The 19614-nt window shown below is 70.2% G+C and carries 24 protein-coding genes; 10 read left to right on the top strand and 14 right to left on the bottom strand.

Annotated elements, in window-relative coordinates:
- Positions 1-2: 2 nt before the first annotated feature.
- The 6 genes from AC1DZA_RS11105 to AC1DZA_RS11130 all read right to left on the bottom strand — a co-directional run bounded on the left by AC1DZA_RS11105 (position 3) and on the right by AC1DZA_RS11130 (position 7083).
- A complete protein-coding gene (locus tag AC1DZA_RS11105) occupies positions 3-401 on the bottom strand; it encodes an MmcQ/YjbR family DNA-binding protein (RefSeq protein ID WP_476772795.1) in 399 nt (132 codons plus the stop codon).
- A gap of 77 nt (positions 402-478) precedes the next feature.
- Positions 479-1468 carry a carbohydrate ABC transporter permease gene (locus AC1DZA_RS11110; protein WP_476762975.1) on the bottom strand — a complete coding sequence of 330 codons (990 nt, stop codon included), beginning with the start codon at positions 1466-1468 and terminating at the stop codon, positions 479-481.
- Positions 1465-2445 carry a carbohydrate ABC transporter permease gene (locus AC1DZA_RS11115; RefSeq protein WP_476772796.1) on the bottom strand — a complete coding sequence of 327 codons (981 nt, stop codon included), beginning with the start codon at positions 2443-2445 and terminating at the stop codon, positions 1465-1467. Before AC1DZA_RS11115 ends, AC1DZA_RS11110 begins: the two co-directional genes overlap by 4 nt.
- A gap of 108 nt (positions 2446-2553) precedes the next feature.
- Positions 2554-3912: an ABC transporter substrate-binding protein gene (locus AC1DZA_RS11120; RefSeq protein ID WP_476772797.1), complete on the bottom strand. Its 1359-nt coding sequence runs from the start codon at positions 3910-3912 to the stop codon at positions 2554-2556.
- Between the two features lie 79 nt (positions 3913-3991).
- Positions 3992-5677, bottom strand: coding sequence for a glycoside hydrolase family 13 protein (locus tag AC1DZA_RS11125; RefSeq protein WP_476772866.1), 1686 nt, complete (start codon positions 5675-5677; stop codon positions 3992-3994).
- A 398-nt stretch (positions 5678-6075) separates the two neighbouring features.
- A complete protein-coding gene (locus AC1DZA_RS11130) occupies positions 6076-7083 on the bottom strand; it encodes a LacI family DNA-binding transcriptional regulator (RefSeq protein ID WP_476772798.1) in 1008 nt (335 codons plus the stop codon).
- A gap of 107 nt (positions 7084-7190) precedes the next feature.
- Here AC1DZA_RS11130 and AC1DZA_RS11135 point away from each other — a divergent pair, with 107 nt between their 5' ends.
- The 5 genes from AC1DZA_RS11135 to AC1DZA_RS11155 all read left to right on the top strand — a co-directional run bounded on the left by AC1DZA_RS11135 (position 7191) and on the right by AC1DZA_RS11155 (position 10107).
- Positions 7191-7664, top strand: a complete 474-nt coding sequence (locus tag AC1DZA_RS11135; RefSeq protein ID WP_476761258.1) for a hypothetical protein — start codon at positions 7191-7193, stop codon at positions 7662-7664.
- Entirely contained in the window at positions 7661-8890 is a 1230-nt protein-coding gene (locus tag AC1DZA_RS11140; protein WP_476772799.1) for an Nramp family divalent metal transporter, read from the top strand. Before AC1DZA_RS11135 ends, AC1DZA_RS11140 begins: the two co-directional genes overlap by 4 nt.
- The gene (locus AC1DZA_RS11145; protein WP_476761256.1) at positions 8887-9354 is read left to right on the top strand and encodes a PRC-barrel domain-containing protein; all 468 of its coding nucleotides are present in this window, start codon (positions 8887-8889) and stop codon (positions 9352-9354) included. Before AC1DZA_RS11140 ends, AC1DZA_RS11145 begins: the two co-directional genes overlap by 4 nt.
- Entirely contained in the window at positions 9341-9691 is a 351-nt protein-coding gene (locus AC1DZA_RS11150) for a PRC-barrel domain-containing protein (RefSeq protein ID WP_476761255.1), read from the top strand. The genes AC1DZA_RS11145 and AC1DZA_RS11150 overlap by 14 nt, the downstream gene beginning before the upstream one ends.
- A 134-nt stretch (positions 9692-9825) precedes the next feature.
- A complete protein-coding gene (locus tag AC1DZA_RS11155) occupies positions 9826-10107 on the top strand; it encodes a hypothetical protein (protein WP_476772800.1) in 282 nt (93 codons plus the stop codon).
- A gap of 65 nt (positions 10108-10172) precedes the next feature.
- Here the strand turns inward: AC1DZA_RS11155 and AC1DZA_RS11160 are convergent, their stop codons facing one another.
- The 4 genes from AC1DZA_RS11160 to AC1DZA_RS11175 all read right to left on the bottom strand — a co-directional run bounded on the left by AC1DZA_RS11160 (position 10173) and on the right by AC1DZA_RS11175 (position 14779).
- Positions 10173-11138, bottom strand: coding sequence for a carbohydrate ABC transporter permease (locus AC1DZA_RS11160; RefSeq protein WP_476761253.1), 966 nt, complete (start codon positions 11136-11138; stop codon positions 10173-10175).
- Positions 11135-12109, bottom strand: a complete 975-nt coding sequence (locus AC1DZA_RS11165) for a carbohydrate ABC transporter permease (RefSeq protein ID WP_476772801.1) — start codon at positions 12107-12109, stop codon at positions 11135-11137. The genes AC1DZA_RS11160 and AC1DZA_RS11165 overlap by 4 nt, the downstream gene beginning before the upstream one ends.
- Positions 12106-13488 carry an extracellular solute-binding protein gene (locus AC1DZA_RS11170; RefSeq protein ID WP_476772802.1) on the bottom strand — a complete coding sequence of 461 codons (1383 nt, stop codon included), beginning with the start codon at positions 13486-13488 and terminating at the stop codon, positions 12106-12108. Before AC1DZA_RS11170 ends, AC1DZA_RS11165 begins: the two co-directional genes overlap by 4 nt.
- Before the next feature lie 115 nt (positions 13489-13603).
- Positions 13604-14779 (bottom strand): alcohol dehydrogenase catalytic domain-containing protein, encoded by a 1176-nt coding sequence (locus tag AC1DZA_RS11175; RefSeq protein ID WP_476772803.1) that lies wholly within the window; start codon positions 14777-14779, stop codon positions 13604-13606.
- Positions 14780-14901: 122 nt separating this feature from the next.
- Here AC1DZA_RS11175 and AC1DZA_RS11180 point away from each other — a divergent pair, with 122 nt between their 5' ends.
- Positions 14902-15225: a DUF7882 family protein gene (locus tag AC1DZA_RS11180; RefSeq protein ID WP_159600946.1), complete on the top strand. Its 324-nt coding sequence runs from the start codon at positions 14902-14904 to the stop codon at positions 15223-15225.
- Positions 15226-15352: 127 nt separating this feature from the next.
- Positions 15353-15847 carry an SRPBCC family protein gene (locus tag AC1DZA_RS11185; protein WP_476772804.1) on the top strand — a complete coding sequence of 165 codons (495 nt, stop codon included), beginning with the start codon at positions 15353-15355 and terminating at the stop codon, positions 15845-15847.
- 57 nt (positions 15848-15904) lie between these two features.
- On the opposite strand, the gene AC1DZA_RS11190 is transcribed toward AC1DZA_RS11185, so the two are convergent.
- From AC1DZA_RS11190 to AC1DZA_RS11200, 3 genes are all read right to left on the bottom strand, one after another.
- On the bottom strand, positions 15905-16123 hold the full coding sequence (locus tag AC1DZA_RS11190) for a hypothetical protein (RefSeq protein WP_476761248.1): 219 nt from the start codon (positions 16121-16123) through the stop codon (positions 15905-15907).
- 44 nt (positions 16124-16167) lie between these two features.
- On the bottom strand, positions 16168-16560 hold the full coding sequence (locus tag AC1DZA_RS11195) for a DUF7882 family protein (protein ID WP_309975016.1): 393 nt from the start codon (positions 16558-16560) through the stop codon (positions 16168-16170).
- A 100-nt stretch (positions 16561-16660) separates the two neighbouring features.
- On the bottom strand, positions 16661-16825 hold the full coding sequence (locus AC1DZA_RS11200) for a DUF2207 domain-containing protein (protein ID WP_162529547.1): 165 nt from the start codon (positions 16823-16825) through the stop codon (positions 16661-16663).
- Between the two features lie 274 nt (positions 16826-17099).
- On the opposite strand from AC1DZA_RS11200, the gene AC1DZA_RS11205 reads away from it, so the two are divergent.
- Genes AC1DZA_RS11205 through AC1DZA_RS11215 form a run of 3 tightly spaced genes read left to right on the top strand, consistent with a single transcriptional unit; the run spans position 17100 to position 19255 of the window.
- The gene (locus AC1DZA_RS11205; RefSeq protein WP_476761247.1) at positions 17100-17984 is read left to right on the top strand and encodes an SDR family oxidoreductase; all 885 of its coding nucleotides are present in this window, start codon (positions 17100-17102) and stop codon (positions 17982-17984) included.
- 25 nt (positions 17985-18009) lie between these two features.
- Entirely contained in the window at positions 18010-18276 is a 267-nt protein-coding gene (locus tag AC1DZA_RS11210) for a DUF7218 family protein (protein WP_476772805.1), read from the top strand.
- Between the two features lie 7 nt (positions 18277-18283).
- Entirely contained in the window at positions 18284-19255 is a 972-nt protein-coding gene (locus AC1DZA_RS11215) for a DNA topoisomerase IB (protein WP_476761245.1), read from the top strand.
- Positions 19256-19258: 3 nt separating this feature from the next.
- Here the strand turns inward: AC1DZA_RS11215 and AC1DZA_RS11220 are convergent, their stop codons facing one another.
- Positions 19259-19603, bottom strand: coding sequence for a DUF7882 family protein (locus AC1DZA_RS11220; protein WP_476761244.1), 345 nt, complete (start codon positions 19601-19603; stop codon positions 19259-19261).
- Positions 19604-19614 lie beyond the last annotated feature (11 nt).

Here is a 19614-nt window from a genome sequence, read left to right on the forward strand (position 1 = left end):
CGTCAGCCGTCCGCGTGCTCGGGCCGAAGGGCGTCGAGCGCGAGGAGTTGGCGGCGGTTCGCGACCTGTCGGTACGACGTCTCGATGACCTCGGCGAGCAGGTCCCAATCGGTGTCGGGGTCGTCGAGCGCGACCGCGAGCCAGCGGTTCCGGTCGTAGTACGGTGCGCCGAAGAACCGGCCGTCCTGCACGAGCGCGAGGTGCTCCTCGGGGTCGGTCTTCACGATGATCGAGAAGGGGTTGTCGGCGGTCGCGGCCACGTGCACGAAGATGGGCTTCGCCGCCCGGAACGTCGGCCGGCCCCAGGCTTCGACCTCGACAGCCTCGGGCATGGCGAGGCAGATCCGGCGCACGCGATCGATGAGCGGATGCGCCGGGTCGACGACGCGCGGATGCTCCACGCGAGTCAGCCTACGCGCCGGGGTGACGGATGCCGCGGGCCCMGCGCCGCGGCATCCGTCACCCCTGCGGCATCCCGTCAGCCCTTGACCGCGCCCCCGAGCCCGGCCGAGCGCAGGAAGACACCCTGGAACAGGAGGAACATCACGACGGGGATGAGCGTCGAGATCGCAAGCGCCGCGAGGAACACGTCGAGCTCGATCGACTGCTGCACCGCGGGCAGGCGCACCGACAGCGGCTGCACCGCCGGATCGGGCAGCACGAGCATCGGCCAGAGGAAGTCCTTCCACGCGGCGATGATCGCGAACACCGACACGACCCCCAGGATCGGCTTCGACATCGGCAGCACCACCGACCAGAACAGCCGGAACGGCCCCGCGCCATCGGTCTTCGCCGCCTCGAACACCTCTCGCGGCAGCGCGTCGAAGAAGCGCTTCACGAGCAGGATGTTGAACGCGTTCGCCGCAGCCGGCAGCCACACCGCCAGGTAGTTGTTGAGCAGCGACACGTCGCCGAGGAGGGGCGGATTCACGATCGTGAGGTACAGCGGCACGAGCAGCACGACCGCCGGGATGAACATCGTCGCCAGGATCGCACCATTCAGGATCGGCCCGTACTTCGGGCGCAGCACCGAGAGCGCGTAGCCGGCCGTCGTGGCGATGAGCAGCTGGAAGAACCAGGAGCCGGCGGCGATCACGATCGTGTTCCAGAAGTACTGGTCGATGTGCACGTCGTTCCACGCCTGGGGGATGTTGGCCCAGTCGATGCCGTTCGGCCAGAGCGCGAGCGGCTGGCGCAGCGTGTCCTGCGTGGGCGTCACCGCCGACTTCGCGAGCCAGAGCAGCGGGCCGAGGCCGGCCACGACGAGCCCGACGAAGAGGAAGAGGTGCACGCCGCCCATTCCGAGCCGGACGCCGCGCTTCTTGCGGTCGAAGCCCGAGACGATGCCGCGGTCGCCCTGCTCGTCGCTGCGGCGGTCGGCCCGGCGGCGGCCGATGACCCCGCGCAGGCCGGTCGCCGCGTGGGGGGCGTCGACTTCCTCGAAGACCGGGGGCGGGGTCGTCGTCATGAGGTGCTCCAACGTTCGGTGAGCTTGAAGTACAGCCAGCTGAGCAGGGCCAGCACGATCGCGAGCATCACGCTGAGCGCGGTCGCCTCGCCGTAGTCGCCGCCGAGGCTGTTCTGGAAGGCGTAGCGATAGATGAGGAGCAGGATCGTGACCGTCGCGTTGTTCGGCCCGCCGCCCGTGAAGAGGTAGGGCTCGAGGAACACCTGCGCCGTCGCGATCACCTGCAGGATAAGCATGATGAAGAGGATGCCGCGCAGCTGCGGCAGCGTGACGTTCCACACCTTCTGCCAGATCGTGGCGCCGTCCACCTCGGCGGCGTCGTAGAGCTCGGGCGGCACGCTGAGCAGCGCCGCGAGGTAGATGATGATCGCCCCGCCGGCCGCAGCCCAGGTGGCCTCGAGCACGAGCGACGGCATCGCCGTGGCCGACGACTGCAGCCAGGGCTGGGGCGGGATGCCGACCCAGCCGAGGATCGTGTTGAACAGGCCGGTCGGGCTCGCGTCGTAGAAGACCTTCCAGAGCAGCACGGCGACGACCGGCGGCACCACCACGGGCAGGTACGCGAGCGCCGAGTAGAAGCCCTTCGCGCGCCGCACCTCGCTCATCAGCACCGCCACGAAGATGGGCAGCGGGAACCCGAACAGCAGCGCGAGCAGCGCGAAGTAGACCGTGTTGACGACGGCGGTGCCGAGCAGCGGATCGTTCAGCACGTGCGCGAAGTTGTCGAGCCCCACCCAGGTCGGCGGGTCGAGCAGGTTCGTCTTCTGCAGGCTCATGATCATCGACTGCACGATCGGCGACCAGCTGAACACCGTGAAGACGATGAGCATCGGCGCGAAGAAGACGAGCGTCGACAGCCCGCCGCCGCGCACCCAGGTGCGGATGCCGCGGCGTCGTCGCGGTGGGGCGGATGCCGCGGGCGGCACGTCGTCACCGCCCGAGGGTGGCGCGGCGGGCGGCTTGGCGGTGAGGGTCATCGGTGATCCTTCGTGGGCGCCGGTAGGGCAGTCGGGTCGGGGGTGCTGGTGGCGGATGCCGCGAGCCGCCCCAGGGAGGACGTTCGGCTCGCGGCATCCGCTCGGCTCCTACTCGTCGAGCAGGGCCTGGGCGTCGGCGTCGGCCTGCTCGAGGAGCGCGTCGATGTCGGCGTTCTCCTCGGTGAGCACGGCCTGCACCACGGTGTCGAGCAGCGCGTAGATCTCCTGCGTCTTGCCCTTCGGCTCCCCCATGGGGGTCTGGTCCCAGACGCCCTCGATGAACGGCGTCATCTGGTCGCGCGGCACGTTGATGTACGGCTCGATCCAGGTGAGGGACTCCTCGTAGGTCTCGCGGTCGAGCACCGGCAGCACCGGCGTGCCGACGGCCTGGTCGCTCTCGGCGAGGGTCTTTGCGTCGAGCACGGCGGCGTCCTCGTCGAGGAGCTTCTGCATGTAGTACCAGTCGATCCACGTGACCGCCGCGGCCTTGGTCTCGTCGTCGACCGTCGGGCTGACGACCGCGATGTCGCCACCGCCGAGCGTGCCGCCGCCGTCCTCGACGGGCACGACGGTGAGGCCGTAGTCATCGGGGTTCAGCGAGAAGTCGCGCACGAGCGCCGTGTAGACGTCGGAGCCCGAGGAGTACATGCCGATGTTGCCGGCGGCGAACTCCTGGTTGATGGTGCCCCAGTCGAGCAGGAAGTTCGACCCGAGCGAGTTGTCCTCCCAGCGCAGGTCGTGCAGGTACTGCAGGTGCGCCTTCGTCGCGTCGTTGGCGATCGTCGACGTGTACGTGCCGTCGCCGTTGTCCTCCTGGATGCTGCCGCCGCGCGCCGCGGTGGCCGCGGTGAGCTGCCAGCCGCCCGTGTTGTTCTGCGTCATCTCCATGAACCCGGCCTTGCCGGTCTTCTCCGAGATGGTCTTCGCGGCCTCGCGGATCTCGTCCCACGTCGTCGGCGGGTTGTCGGGGTCGAGCCCGGCCTGCTCGAACAGGGTGCGGTTGTAGTGCAGGCCCATCGCGTAGGCCTGGCGCGGGAACCCGTAGATGCGGTCGCCGTCCTTCACGGCGTCGAGGATGATCGGGTTGAACTTGTCGGTGTAGCCGAGCTCGTCGATCTCGTCGGTCACGTCCATCAGCTGGCCGTTCTCGAGCAGCGTCTTCGAGTCGGTGAACGGCACGGTGAAGACGTCGGGCAGGCTTCCGCCGGCGAGCTGCACGGCGAAGGTGGGGCCCTCCCACTCGTATTCGACACCGATGATGTCGATGTCGGGGTGCTCCTTCTCGAACTGCTTCTCCTGCTCGGCGAAGGCGGTGTAGGCCGCCTCGTCGGCGCCGGGCGGGAAGGTCGCCACGCGCAGCTCGGTCTTGCCGCTGTCGCTGGCGCCTCCTGCGCTGCAGGCGGCGAGGGCGCCCACCATCGCGAACGCGGCGAGGCCGGCGATCGCGACTGTTTTCGGTGACTTCATTGTCCAGTCCTTTCGGTGCTGTGTGGTGCGGATGTGGTGCGGAAGCGCCGCGGCGTGGTGCGGGCCGCGGCCTCGACGGTCAGGCGGATCGGTGGAGCCAGGCCGTGGAGTCTGGGGGCAGCATCCCGTCGACGAGCGGGGCGCTCGCGAGGAGGATGCGGTCGTGGTCGGGCAGCGCCATCGGCGCGGCGCCGAGGTTGGTCACGTTGACGACGTCGTCGCCGCGCTGGAAGACGAGCGCGGTCGGCTCGCTCGGGAGCCACGTCATCGGGCCGTCGCCGAGCGCCCGCTCGCGCTTGCGGATGCGGAGGGCCTGGCGGTAGAGCCAGAGCATCGACCCCGGGTCGGCCTCCTGCGCCTGCACGGTCAGGGCCGCCCACTCGGCGGGCTGGGGCAGCCAGGGCGCGGCGGCGGTGCCGTCGGCGGCGTCAGCGGGGCTCGCCGGGCTGAAGCCGAAGGGCGGCTCGGCCCCGCGCCAGGGCAGCGGCACGCGGCATCCGTCACGGCCCGGGTCGACCCCGCCCGACCGGAAGTGCATCGGATCCTCGAGCACCTCGCGGGGCAGCTCGACCTCGGGCAGGCCGAGCTCGTCGCCCTGGTAGAGGTAGAGCGAGCCGGGCAGCGCGGCGGTGAGGAGGGCGGCGGCGCGGGCCCGCCGGCGGCCGAGGTCGAGGTCGGTCGGCGTGCCGAACCGCTTCGTCGCGAAGGCGAAGCTCGAGTCCTCGCGGCCGTATCGGGTCACGGGGCGCGTCACGTCGTGGTTCGAGAGCACCCAGGTGCTCGGGGCGCCGACGGGCGCGTGCGCCGCGAGCATCAGGTCGATCGACGTGCGCAGCGCCGCGGCATCCCACGGGCGCGACATGAAGTCGAAGTTGAACGCGGTGTGCATCTCGTCGGGACGGAGGTAGGCCGCGAACCGCTCGGCGTCGGGGACCCACACCTCGCCGACGAGCACGCGGGTGCCGTCGTAGGAGTCGGCGATGCGCCGCCACGAGCGGTACACGTCGTGCACCTCGTCGCGGTCCTCGGTGGGGTGCTGCCCCGGCGCCACGACCTCGGGCACCTCGGAGAGCTCGGGATCCTTGATGAGCAGGCCGGCCGAGTCGATGCGCACGCCCGCGACGCCGCGATCGAACCAGAAGCGGAGGATGTCCTCGTGCTCGGCCCGCACGTCGGGGTGGTTCCAATTGAGGTCGGGCTGCTCGGGGGTGAACAGGTGGAGGTACCACTCCCCCGGCGTGCCGTCGGCGTTCGTCGTGCGGGTCCACGTGTCGCCCTGGAAGTTCGAGACCCAGCGCGTCGGCATCTCGTCGCCGTTCGGGCCCTTGCCGGGGTGGAACCAGAAGCGCTCGCGCTCGGGACTGCCCGGGCCGGCCGCCAGGGCCTCCTGGAACCACGCGTGCTCGCTCGAGACGTGGTTCGGGACGATGTCGATGATGGTGCGGATGCCGAGCTGCGCCGCCTCGCTGATGAGCAGCTCGGCGTCCTCGAGCGTGCCGAAGGCCGGGTGGATGTCGCGGTAGTCGGCCACGTCGTAGCCGCCGTCGGCGAACGGCGACGGATACCAGGGGTTGAACCAGAGGGCGTCGACGCCGAGCTCCTTGAGGTAGCCGAGGCGGCTGCGCACCCCGCGCAGGTCGCCGGTGCCATCGCCGTCGGAGTCGGCGAAGCTGCGCACGTACACCTGGTAGATCACGGCGCTGCGCCACCACGTCGCGTCGTCGGCGAGGGCGGGGGGAACCGTGCCTGGTTCGGTGAGTGGCATGGTCACGCGGTCGGTCTCCTCCGTGCGGGCGGGCGGGCGGCGCGCCGGTCCGGTCGGAGACGGCGTCGTCGATACCCCGAAACGTAATGACAGCAACAGATTGGTGCAACTTTTCAACAAACCGGCATCCGCTTGCTCTCAGTTTCATGAAGTTGCGAGAGCGGTTTGCTCATTTCACGCGCCATGGATGCCGCGGCGGCGGGGCGGCGGCATCCGCGGGCGGCCCAGACCAGCGCCGAAATGCAGGAAGGATCCGGATGCCGCGCCGGCGGCGCGCGCCCGACACGCCGTGGCGGCGCCAGGAGTTCCTACATTTCGAGGCGAGGGCGGCGGGGCGGCGGGGCGGCGGGGCGGCGGGGTCCGGCGGGGAGGGGAGGGAGCTGTCGGGATGCCGCGGGTCAGCGCGGCGCGGGCGCCGTCGACGCCCGCACGACGAGCTCGGGCGCGAAGAACACCTCGTCGCCGATCGCCGCCTCGCTCGACATCTGCCGCATGAGCAGCTCGATCACCATGCGGCCCATGGCCTCGATGGGCTGGCGCACGGTCGTGAGCGGCGGCTCGGTGCAGTTCATGAGCGCGGAGTCGTCGTAGCCGATGACCGACACGTCGTCGGGCACGCGGAGCCCGGCGCGACGCACCGCGCGGATCGCGCCGAGCGCCATGGGGTCGCTCGCGCACACGATGCCCGTGACGCCCGCCGCGAGCAGCTTCGTGGCCGCCGTCTGCCCCGACTCGAGCGAGTACAGCGAGTGCACGATGCGGTCGGGGCCCAGCTCGATGCCGTGCCGCTCGGCCATGCGCACCGCGGCGGCGTGCTTGCGCTGGGACGGCACATGGTCGCGCGGCCCGAGCAGGATGCCGATGCGCTCGTGCCCGAGCTGCAGCAGGTGCCCGAGTGCCTGCTCCATCGACGTCGCGTCGTCGCACGAGACCGTGGCGAACCCGAGCCCGTCGATCGGCGCGTTCACGAGCACCGTCGGCAGCTTCAGCTCGACGAGTCGGTCGTAGTGGTCGTGGTTCACGTCGGCCTGGGCGTACGCGCCGCCCGCGAAGATCACGCCCGAGACCTGCTGGTGGAGCAGCAGCTCCACGTAGTCGGACTCGGAGATGCCGCCGGCGGTCTGGATGCAGAGCACCGGCGTGTAGCCGTTCTGCGCGAGACCGCCGCCGATCGCCTCGGCGAGCGCGGGGAAGATGGGGTTCTGCAGCTCGGGCATCACGAGGCCCACGAGGCGGGCGCGCTCGCCGCGCAGCTTGGTCGGCCGCTCGTAGCCGAGCACGTCGAGGGCGGTGAGCACCGCGTCGCGAGTGGACGCCGAGACCCCGGGCTTGCCGTTCAGCACGCGGCTGACGGTGGCCTCGCTCACCCCGACCTTGCGCGCGACATCCGCGAGTCTTCTCGACATGCGGCCATGCTACGTCAGCGTTCGCAAGAACTCGACAACCACATGTACGGCGAGAACCGCTTGTCAAGGCCTTGTCGAGGTCCGCGCGATCGCGCGAGCATCTCGCCATGGGATGGGCGAGCGGATCCGCGCGCGGCCGGCAGGCACGGCGCCATCCGGGGCCGGCCGGCCCCGTGGCATCCGGATGCCTCGTGCTCGCCGCCGCGCTGCTGCTCACCGGCTGCACGAACGCCGCCGCCACGATGGAGCAGGCCGTCGGGCAGGGCATCGCCGCGGTCGAGACCGCACGGCTCGTGGTGCAGCAGGAGCTCGACGACCGCACGTTCACCACGACCGCCAAGGCGACGCTCGGTGACGCGCGGCGCGAGCTCGTCAGTGCTGCGACGACCGTGTCCCAGACCGACGTCACGGGCGAGGCGGATGCCGCCTACCGCGACGAGGTGCTGAGGGCACTCGGCGACGGGCTCGATGCCGTGAACGACGCCCGCGACGCGCTCGGCGGCGTGGGCTCGCTCGAGGCCACGGTGCCGCAGCTGGAGGATGCCGCCGACGGGCTCGAGGACGTGGAGGGCGGGCCGTGAAGAACATCTTCGCCGTCGCCCTCGGGGTGCTCACCGCGATCGGCGGGTTCGTCGACATCGGCGACCTGGTGACGAACGCCGTGGTGGGATCGCGCTTCGGGCTGGGCCTCGCCTGGGTGGTCCTGGTCGGCGTCGTGGGCATCTGCGTGTACGCGCAGATGTCGGGCCGGGTCGCCGCGGTGAGCGGCCGGGCGACGTTCGAGATCATCCGCGAGCGCCTCGGCCCCCGCGCGGGGCTCGCGAACCTCGCCGCGTCGTTCCTCATCAACCTGCTCACGGTCACCGCGGAGATCGGCGGCGTCGCCCTCGCACTGCAGCTGGCGACGAGCGTCGACCCCGGCTGGTGGGTCCCGGTCGCGGCGTTCGGCGTCTGGATCGTGATCTGGCGGGCGCGCTTCGAGCTGCTCGAGAACGTGACGGGGCTGCTCGGGCTCACCCTCATCGTCTTCGCGGTGGCCCTGTTCATGCTCACACCCGACTGGGGCGAGCTGGCCGGCCAGGCCCTGCAGCCGGGTCCGCCGGCCGACGAGCCCGTCGCGACGTACTGGTTCTACGCGGTCGCGCTGTTCGGCGCGGCGATGACCCCCTACGAGGTGTTCTTCTTCTCCTCGGGCGCGATCGAGGAGAAGTGGACGGAGAAGGACCTCGCGAAGTCGCGGCTGAACGTGCTCGTCGGCTTCCCCCTCGGCGGGCTGCTCTCGATCGCCATCGCCGGCTGCGCCGCCGTGGTGCTGCTGCCCGCGGCGATCGACGTGACGAGCCTCAGCCAGGTCGTGCTGCCCGTCGCCGAGGCCGGCGGCAAGATCGCCCTGTCGTTCGTGATCGTCGGCATCCTGGCCGCCACGTTCGGCGCGGCGCTCGAGACCACCCTGTCGAGCGGCTACACGCTGGCGCAGTACTTCGGCTGGTCGTGGGGCAAGTTCCGCAAGCCGGCGAAGGCGGCGCGGTTCCATCTTTCGATGATCGTGTGCCTCCTCATCGCGGTGGCGATCCTCGCGACCGGGGTGGATCCCATCCTCGTCACGGAGTACTCGGTCGTGTTCTCGGCGGTCGCGCTGCCGCTCACCTACCTGCCGATCCTCGTCATCGCCAACGACCGCGAGTACATGGGCGACCGCGTCAACGGCCGCGGCATGAACTTCGTGGGCCAGGTGTACCTGGTCATCATCCTGGCGGCCGCCCTGGCCGCGATCCCCCTGCTCATCATCACGGGAGCCGGCGCATGAACGACGAGCACGAGCACGAGCCCGACGCACGCGACGACCGCGACCACGACCGCGACGCGGGGCGACGGATGCCGCGGCGCGACCCGCGCGCACCGCGCGGGCGGGTGCTCGACGCGCACCTGCACCTCCTCGACCGCCAGGTGCTCGACCGCGAAGGCGTTCCCGTGACGACGGTCGACGACCTCGAGCTGGACGGCATCGAGCTCGGAGTGCGCATCGAACCCGGCTCGCCGCCGCCCACGCTCGCCGCCATCCTCACCGGGCCCCAACTGCTCATGCGCCTCTTCGGCGGCCACGCGCCGGCCTCGCGGCGCATCGTGATCCCGTGGAAGCTCGTGTCGGCGGTGGGCACGACCGTGCGGCTCGGCGTCGACGCCGACTCGCTCGACGCGTCGTGGGTGGAGCGCTGGGTCAGCCGCCACCTCATCGGCCGGATCCCCGGAGGCCGCCATGATCCTGAGTGACCTGCTCGGCAGCGACGCGTTCGACGCCGACGGCCGACGGCTCGGCGCGGTCCTCGACGTGCGGCTCGAGATCTCGGGCGCCCCCGCACAGCTCCTCGCCGAGACCGTCGTCACGGGCGTGCTCGTGAGCTCGCACAGCCGCTTCTCGACGTGGGGGTACGAGCGTCGCGGCGAGGACGGTCCGTTCCTCATCGCGTGGCTGCAGCGCCGGCTGCATCGCGGGTCGTTCCTCGTGGCGTGGGACGACGTGGAGCTCGTCGACGTCGGGCGAGTCGTGTTCCGCGCCGGGTACGAACAACTCGACCCCATGCTGCCGCAGGCGCCGCGAGAAGGCTGAGACCCGGCGAACCGCCCAGTCCGGTTACTCGCCGCATCCGGTGCCGTCAAGGCCTCGCCGCGCTTCGACGACGCGCGTAGCGTCCCGAGGAGCGGACGCCCCGAAGCATCCGCTCGCACGGAAGGAGCGACACCATGGAACAGTCGATCGGTCGGGACACCGAACCGACGACCCGGCCGGACGCGCCCGACGCCCGGCAGCCCGACGACGCCGAGCCCGCGAGCCCGTCATCGCACTCCCCCGAAGTCGACGCCGACATCCAGCGCCGCCTCCGCGACCTGCCACCCTCGAGGTACCGCGACGACACGGGCATCACCGACCTCGACGAGCTGCAACGCCACATCGACCCACTCGATCCGCGCAGACCGCGTCGCCTCACCGACGACCCGCTCGACCCCGAGCGCGACGCGCGCTGATCGCGGACGGGCGGCCCCGGCCCTTCGAGCCCGCAGCCGTCCGCCCGCTTCAGCCCTTCAGCCCTTCAGCCCTTCAGCCCCGACGACGCGACGCCGTCGATGATCTGCCGCTGCGCGATGAAGAACACGATGATCATCGGGATGGTGGTGATGACGCTCGCCGTGACGATGATCTCCCAGTGCCACTCGCCGCCGAACCCGAAGGCGTCGACGAGCGACTTGAGCCCGCGCGGCACGGTGAACGTCGCCGAGTCCCGCAGGTAGATGAGCGCGCGCATGAGGTCGGTCCACACGGCCTGCACCTCGAACACGAGCACGACGGCGAGCGCCGGCTTGCAGAGCGGCAGGGCGATGCGCCAGAACACCCCGAACTGGGATGCCCCGTCGATGCGTGCCGCCTCGAAGAGGTCGCGCGGCAGCCCGAGGAAGAACTGTCGCAGCAGGAAGATGTAGAACGCGCTGCCGAAGAGGTTGCCGGCCCACAGCGGGGTCAGCGTCCCCACTTGGCCCAGCCCGTTCCAGATCAGGAACGTCGGGATCATCGTGACCGCGCCGGGTAGCATCATCGTCGCGAGCACCAGGGCGAACAGCGCACCTCGCCCGCGGAACCGGAAGTAGGCGAACCCCCACGCGACCATGGCGCTCGAGAACGTCACCGTCACCGCGGCCAGCACCGTGACGATGACCGTGTTCATCAGCCACAGCCCGAGCGGCGCCTGCTGCCAGACCGTCACGTAGTTGTCGAACGTGAACGTGTCGGGGATGAGCTTGTTGTCGAAGACCTCGGTGCGCGGCTTGAACGACGCGCTGACGAGCCACACGAACGGGTAGACGAAGATCACGCCGAGCAGCGTGAGCGCGATCCACGCGAAGACGCGACTCGCGCGCGTGCGCGGGCGTCGTCCGCCGCCACGCAGCGCAGTGGCATCCGTCGGCGGCACGGTGGTCGCGGCGGCGGCGACCGCAGCATCGCGCCTGGGGGCGGGAGCGGCGGCACCGCCGACGGGCAGGTCGACATCGACGCCGGTCATCGGTCCCCCTCGTAGTAGACGAATCGGCGGGACACGATCAGCTGGATCGCCGTCACGATCATGATGACGACGAAGAGCCCCCACGCCATCGCCGACGCGTAGCCCATGTTCAGGAACTCGAACGCCTGCTGGAACAGGTAGATCGAGTAGAAGAGCGCGGCGTCATTGCTGTACGTCGTGTTGCCGGCGCCGAAGAATGCCGTATACGCCTCGTCGAACGTCTGCAGGGCCGCAATGGTGTTCACGATGATGACGAAGAACAGCGCCGGGCTGATCATCGGCAGCGTGATGCTGAACGACGTGCGCCAGAAGCCGGCGCCGTCGAGCTTCGCCGACTCGTAGAGCTCGGTCGGCACGTTCCGCAGGGCTGCCAGCAGGATGATGATGGACGCACCGACGGTCCACAGCGACATCAGGATCAAGCCCGGCTTCACCCACGCGGGGTCCGTGGTCCATGCCGGCCCGTTGATGCCGAACCATCCGAGCACCGTGTTCAGGAGCCCGTTCTGGCCGTTGAACAGCAGCAGGAAGAGCACGCCGACCGCCACGGGAGGGGTCATCTTCGGGAGGAAGAACACCGTGCGGAAGAATCCCGACGCCCGTCCCGCGCGATCGAGCAGCAGCGCGAGCGTGAGCGACACGATGACGTAGAGCGGCACCTGCAACATCGTGAAGAACACCGTGTTGCCGAGCGCCAGCAGGATCTTCGGGTCGGACCCCATCTCGACGTAGTTGTCGAACCCGACGAAGTGCGGGTCGTTGATCACGTCGTAGTCGGTGAGCGACAGGTAGCCGCTGTAGATCATCGGCCACGCCGTGAAGACGACGAACCCGATCATCCATGGGCTGAGGAAGAGCAGCGCCGACAGGACGTTGCGCCGGCGGGCCCGACGGCGACCCCGCTCGCGCTCGCCCGGGGCGGCGGAGTGCTCCTGCACTCGGCTGCCCGGGCGGGCCGGTGCGATGGTCACTTTCCGCCGCCGTCCTCGAGCTTCTTCCAGCCCTCGTCGAGGGCCTTCTGCGCGATCTCCTGCGCCTTGCCGAGCGCCTCCTCGGGGGTGGCCTGGCCGTTCAGCACGCTGTTCACCGCGTCCTGCATCGCCTGCTCGAACTCGGCGTCGGCCGGGTTGGCCGGCAGCGACACCGTGTTGTCGTTCGCCTCGTACATGGCCTCGATGCCCGAGTCCCACGGCTCCCCGCCCGACGTCACCATCTCGCGGATCTGCTCGTCGGCGGTGGTGTTGCCGGTCAGGATGCCGGTGAACGGCTTGCCCTCCGCCTCACGAGCGCTGATGCGAGCCTCGGCGGCGGCCTTCCATGCGTCCACCGAGGTCATGGCCTTGGCCCAGCGGCACGCCGCCGCGGCGTTCTTCGTGCCGGACGGGATGGCCCACGCCGAACCGCCGGCGAAGGCGATGGGGTCGCCCGACGTCGTGCGCACGGTGTCGAACGCCATCGGGGCGTCCGGCGACACCTCGTTCAGCACGTTGATGTACCACTGCTCCATCGGCATGGCGCCGAGCACGTTCGTGGCGAACTGGTTGCCCTCACCGAAGAAGTCGGCGGAGTCGCGGAACGCCTTCACGGCGCTGAAGCCGCCCTGGTCGTCGTAGATGCCGACCGCCCAGGTGAGCGAGTCGATCGCCTCCTGCGAGTCGAGGCTCGCCGTCTTGCCGTCCTCGGAGAGCAGGGACCCGCCGGCGGCGGCGACCCAGAGGGGCAGGAACTCGGGCAGCTTGGAGTCCACGCCGATGACGCTGAGCGAGCCGCCGTCGGACTTCGTGAGGGCCTTGTTCGCCGCGGTCATCGCCTCGCGGTCGGAGCCGTTCACGTCGTCGATCGTGAGCCCGGCGGCCGACAGGAGGTTGGCGTTCGCCATGGTGACCTGCACCTGGTTGAACTCGGGGATGCCGTAGACCTTGCCGTCTAGCGTGACCTGGTCGACGGCGGACTCGCGGAACTGGTCCATCTCGATGCCCTCGCCGTCGATGCAGCGGTCGAGCGGGATGATGGCGCCGCGGGCCGCGAGCGAGCCGACCTGGTCGCGGTCGGCGTAGAGCAGCTCGGGCGGTTCACCGGATGCCACGGCCGAGAGGAACTGCTGGATGTCGAGGTCGCCCTCGATGAGCTTCACCTTCACGTCGCCGAGCTCGCCCTTGGCGTAGTCGACGCGGGAGGTGGCGACCTCGTCGACGCCGGAGAAGCCCATGACCGAGAGGTCGCCGCTGAGCTCCGCATCGGGGTCGTAGGTCGCGTCGTCGGAGGCCGCGCCGCCCGTCCCCACCGCGCACCCGCTGAGCGCCAGGGCGGTCGCGGCAGCGAGCGCCAATCCGATTCGAGCACGATGCATGGTGAGCCTCCGTTTCGGGCACCGGCTGGTGGCCGGTTCACCGTCACGGTAGGTATCGAGAAGCGCTTCTCGTCAGGGGCTTGACAGAAGCGCTTCTCCAAGAAATGAGGCTCGATCAGGGCTTCAGGATGACTTTGATGCAGCCGTCCTCCTTGTCGCGGAACTTCTCGTACATCTCGGGCGCCTGCTCGAGGGGCACGCGGTGCGTGGCGAGGTCCTCGAGTCCCAACGGGTCCGCCGGATCCTCGGCGAGCGGCAGCAGCTCGGGAAGCCAGTGATGCACGTTGCACTGGCCGAACCGCATCGTGAGCTGCTTGTCGAAGATCGTCATGAGCGGCATCGGGTCGAGCGAGCCCGCGTACACCCCGCTCACCGACACGGTGCCACCGCGCCGCACGAGGTCGATGGCGAGGTCGATCGCGGCGAGGCGGTCGAGCCCCGCGTTCATCATGAGGGGCTTCGCCAGGCCGTCGGGCAGCACCCCGACCGCGGCCTGGGCGAAGGCGGTGGCCGGGTTGCCGTGCGCCTCCAGGCCGACGGCGTCCACCACGCCGTCGGGCCCGCGGCCCTCGGTCGCATCGCGGATGACGGATGCCACGTCGTCGTCGAGGTCGTGCACGATCGCGCCGTGGCGCTCGGCCATGAGCCGCCGCTCCGGCACCGGGTCGACGGCGTGCACGGTGACGTCGTGGTGGCGTGCGATCCGCGCCACGAGCTGCCCGACCGGACCGAGGCCGAGCACCGTGAGGGTGCTGCCTGGCACCACCTCCGCGTAGCGGAACCCCTGCCATGCCGTGGGCAGGATGTCACTGAGGAAGAGGTAGCGCTCATCCGGCAGGTCGCGTCCGACCACCTGCGCGTTGGCATCTGCCCGCCGCACCCGCAGGTACTCCGCCTGCCCGCCCGCCACCGACCCGTACAGCTCGGTGTAGCCGTAGAGCTCGGCGCCGGTCCCCTGGTCCCGGTTCTGGGTCGTCTCGCACTGCGTCGTCAGGCCTCGGGCGCACATGAAGCAGTGCCCGCACGAGATCACGAACGGCACGACCACCCGGTCGCCGACGGCCACCCGGCGCACCTCCGCGCCGACCGCCTCGACGACGCCCATCGTCTCGTGCCCGAGGATGTCCCCGCGGTGCAGGAACGGCCCGAACAGGTCGTAGAGGTGCAGGTCGGAGCCGCAGATCGCGGTCGAGGTCACTCGCACGACCGCGTCGGTGGGATCGAGGATGGTCGCGTCGGGAACGTCGACGACCCGGACGTCCTTGGTGGCATGCCAGGTGAGCGCTTTCATGCCCTCGTTCCTACGCGGCGGCCCTCGCCCGTGGCAGGGGGTTGACGCCACCGCGCCTCCATCCCCGGTCGGCCGGCCACGCCGCGTATCGACGGGGCTCGGGCGGCGACTAGAGTCTCGGCATGGGCAAGTTCATCTACAACTCGTCAGCGCGCGAGATCGACATCGACGACCGCACCCTGGCCCACCTGCGCGTCGCAATCCTCAACAAGCTGCGGCGTTCCGAGAGCTTCTCGATGACGTGGGAGCACGGCGTCGAGAACGGCAGCGGCCGCACGACGATCTGGCTGCACGAGTCCATTCCCCTGCAGTTCGTCTTCAGCGGCAACCGCACCCCCAAGCTCAACAAGCTGTGGATCGAGCAGCTGCTGCTCTCGGCGAACAGCACCTCGGGCCTCCAGTTCGTGCCCGAGCCCGCCGAGGACGAGCCGATCGACGCGGACTGACCCGCCCGAGCACCTCCCCGACCGGGTAGCAGGAGCCCGCGGAAGCGGCAAGCCCCTCGTGACCGAACGCGTGCCTTCCTAGCGTGGTTCGGGGCGCATCACCGTGCCCGGAACGGAGGACCGCATCATGAGCACGACCCTGACCGCGTCGACCGAGGTGGACGTTCCAGTTCGCGTGGCGTACGACCAGTGGACCCAGTTCGAGTCGTTCCCCGGGTTCCTCGGCGGCGTCGACCGCGTCACCCAGCTGAGCTCGACGATGACCCACTGGGTCGTGTCGATCGGCGGCGTGAAGCGCGAGTTCGACGCCGAGATCGTCGACCAGGTGCCCGACCGGCACGTAGCCTGGCGCAGCGTGAACGAGGAGGTGCTGCATCGCGGAAGCGTGAGCTTCACGGAGCTCGACGCCGACCGCACCCGCATCGACCTCGAGATCGAGTGGGAGCCGGAGGGCTTCGTCGAGCAGACCGGTGCGGCACTGCAACTCGACGACCTGCAGGTCAAGAGCGACCTCAAGCGCTTCAAGGAGTTCATCGAGCGTCGCGGCGCCGAGACCGGCGCCTGGCGCGGCGAGGTGCACGAGGGCGAGCGGACGGACCGCTCGGGCAGCGGCGTCATCTGACGCGACGACGAACGGATGACGGGACGCAGCCCTGCACGGGCTGCGTCTCGTCGTGCGTCAGTCGACGGCCTCGATCTGGGTGATCACGAACTGCCGCTCCGCGAGTGTCAACCGATCGGGTGCCGTGCCGCCGGTGAGCGACATGATCTCCGCGACGGTCTCGGCGTCGAGATCCGCCTCCAACCGGGCCAGCAGCCGATGCTTCGCCTCGATCGAGAGGTGCGGCCACCAGCGTTCGATCTCCGCGCGAGCCGCGGCGTCCTGAGCGTTGCCCATCTGTGCTCCTCCTCCGGCGCTCCGCCGCGGCCGAGCTCGCTCGACTACGCGGGCTGCGTCTCGCTGTCGACGTCGACCTGCTGCACATCGACGCCGACCTGCACCGGCTGACCCGGCACGGAAGTGATCGGATCGGTGTCGAGCTGCTCGGGAACCAGGCGGATGCCGCCGGTGCTGTTCGCCGACCGCATCAGCTCTTCGATCCAACTGCGACTCAGCTCGGGTGCGACGGGCTCGTCGAAGACGAAGCGCAGCGGGATCGACGGGTGCAGCCAGAGCGTGCTGCGGCCACGCGGCTGGTCTTCGGCGTGCTGCCACGACAGGGTGAAGCTCTCGCCTCGGCGCAGCTTCGTCGTGATGGCGATCTTCAGGTGCGCGAGTGCCCGGTCCTCGATGCCGATCGGGGTGCCGGAGTCGCCGTAGTACAGGGTTCCCACCGCCTCAGCATACGTCTCGGCGGCGGTTCCGGCACTCATCGGAACAAACAGAGCGGGCGGCCCGAGGGCCGCCCGCTGCGTTGTGAGGTCTCGCGATGGATCAGACCGTGCGACGACCGCTGAGGTAGCGCACGAGGAACACGATGGCCGCGATGACCAGCAGCACGATTCCGACCCACAGCAGGAAGTTCAGCGTGGGCACGACGCCGCCCGTGATGAGCAGGATGATCGCGATGACGGCGAGGATGGCGACGAGGATGTTCATGATCTCTCCTTCGTGTGACCCGCCCCCGTGATCGACGGGTGCGGATTCGGTGACGCCGTTCCCGGCGGCACCTCGGGACGCGGGTACGTCCATGCCATGAAGATAGGACGGCCGCGGGCGCGGTGCACAGGGGTTGACCGCCCTTCGCGCCGAGTGCTAATCACGGGCGGAAAGCCCGGAAACCCGGGCTTCGCGGCATCCGAATGCCTGTCAACCCCCTGACTCGCGCGAACGCCGCGCGTAGCGTGACTGCGGTCGAAGGGGGCGAATCACCATGCTCGATGAGCAGCTCATCGATCCCACCACGAAGCACACCACCGACCCGTTCCCCCGGCAGGAACAGGAGCCGCCCGGCCTGACCGAGGCGATGGCGCCGCTTCCCGACCACGGCGAGCAGAGCTACCGGGGCAGTGGTCGCCTGGTCGGGCGGCGTGCCCTCATCACGGGCGGCGACTCGGGCATCGGTCGTGCCGTCGCGATCGCGTTCGCGCGCGAGGGCGCCCGCGTCGCCATCTCCTACCTGCCGGGCGAGCAGCGCGATGCCGACGAGACCGGCGAGTGGATCGCCGACGCCGGCGGCGCTCCGCTGCTCCTGCCCGGCGATCTGCGCAGCGAGCAGCACTGCATCGACCTCGTCGATCACACCGAACAGGCGTTCGGCGGCCTGGACCTGCTCGTGCTGAACGCCGCGCACCAGCGGAACCGCAGCGGCATCGATGAGATCCCGACCGATGACTTCGAGGCCGTCATGCGCGTCAACCTGTTCGCGCCGGTGTTCCTGGCCAGGGCTGCCGTGCCGCTCATGGACGCCGGATCGAGCATCATCACCACCACGTCCATCCAAGGCTTCGATCCGTCGAGCGCCCTCGTCGACTACGCCATGACGAAGGCCGCGCTCGTGGCGTTCACGACAGCGCTCGCGGAAGAGCTCGGGCCACGCGGCATCCGGGTGAACGCGGTGGCCCCCGGCCCGATCTGGACGCCGCTGATCCCGTCGACGGGCTGGCCCGACAAGCTCGCCGGCTTCGGGCGGGACACTCCGCTCGGCCGGGCCGGCCAGCCGGCGGAGCTGGCGGGCGCCTACGTGTACCTCGCGTCGGACGACGCGTCGTACGTCTCGGGAGCCGTACTGCCGGTCACCGGCGGCCGAGGGCTCTGAAGCCGCAGAGGAAGGAGAGGGAACCATGCCCGGACGCAGGAACGCGTCGCTGAATGACCCGGAGCTCTACGAGAAGCTCCGCGACGACGGCGCCTCGAAGGAGAAGGCCGCCCGCATCTCGAACGCGGCAGCAAACCAGGGACGCAGCGCCGTCGGACGAAAGGGCGGCAAGAGCGGCGACTACGACGACTGGACCGTCGAGGAGCTGAAGAAGCGGGCGAAGGAGATCGGCCTCACGGGGTACAGCAGCAAGCGCAAGGCCGAACTCATCTCGGCACTGCGCAACCACTGAGCCTCGGATGCCGCGCCTCAAACGGGTGACGCCCTACGTCTCGCCGGGATTCGCCCGGGTGAGGCGCGGCCGTGGGTTCGCCTACGTGCACAGCGACGGAGGGGTGGCGGGTCGTGCCGAACGTGCTCGCATCGCCGACCTCGCCATCCCGCCGGCATGGAAGGACGTGTGGATCGCGGAGGCGCAGAACGCGCACATCCTCGCGGTGGGAGTGGATGCCGCCGGGCGGCGGCAGTACCTCTACCATCCCGTGTGGCGCGAGCAGCAGGACCAGGAGAAGTTCCTGCGGATGACCGCCCTGGCCGGGGTGCTGCCCGATGCCCGACGCTCCGCACTCCGCGATCTCGCGTTGGACGCCCTGCCGCGGGAGCGGGTGCTGGCCGCGGCGTTCCGCACGCTCGACCTCGGCGCGATCCGGATCGGCTCGGAGGAGTCGCTCGCCGGCTTCCGCAACCGCGGGCTCACGACGCTGCTCGTGCGCAACGCCGCCCTCGACCCGCCCGAGACCGTGCGGTTCCGGTTCCGGGCCAAGGGCGGCATCACGCAGAACCTGCGTGTGCACGACGCCGCGCTCGCGACGTTCGTGGAGCACAACTCCCAGCGGTCGCCGGCGTCGCGCCTCTACGCGTGGACCGACGGGCGGCGCATGCGTGCGGCGATCGCGACCGACGTCAACGACGACATCCGTGCACGCACCGGCGGCGACTTCACCGCGAAGGACTTCCGCACCCTGCGCGGCACGATCGAGGCGGCCGACCGGCTCGCGCAGCTCGGCGTGGAGGGCACCGCGCGCGCGCGAGGCCGGGCCATCCGGGAGGCAATCGTGCACGCGAGCGAGGTGCTCGGGAACACGCCGACGATCGCGAAGGCGAGCTACGTCGACCCGCGCGTGCTCGACGCCTACGAGCACGGCCGCATCGTCAGCCTGCGCGGCGCGCGCGAGACCGCGCTCCTCGCACTGCTCGTCGATGACGCGTGACGGTCAGGCGGCGGCGAACGGCTGCGTGACCGGTTCAGGCGCTGCCGCGTCGATGTGCTCCTCGACGAGCGTGATGCCGCCGGTGCTGTTGGCCGACCGCATCAGCTCCTCGACCCAGTCGCGGCTGAGGTCGGGCGCCTCGGGCTCGTCGAAGACGAACCGCATGGGGATCGTGGGATTGACCCAGATCGTGCTTCGCCCGCCGGCCTGGCCGTCGGGGTGGATCCACGACAGGGTGAGGCTCTCGCCACGGCGGAGCTTGGTCGTGATCGCGACCTTGAGGTGCGCGAGCGCGCGGTCCTCGATGCCGATGGGAGCCGCCGACTGGCCGTAGTAGAGAGTGCCCACGGTCGAAGCGT

Source organism: Agromyces sp. P2_B3, assembly GCF_056404815.1.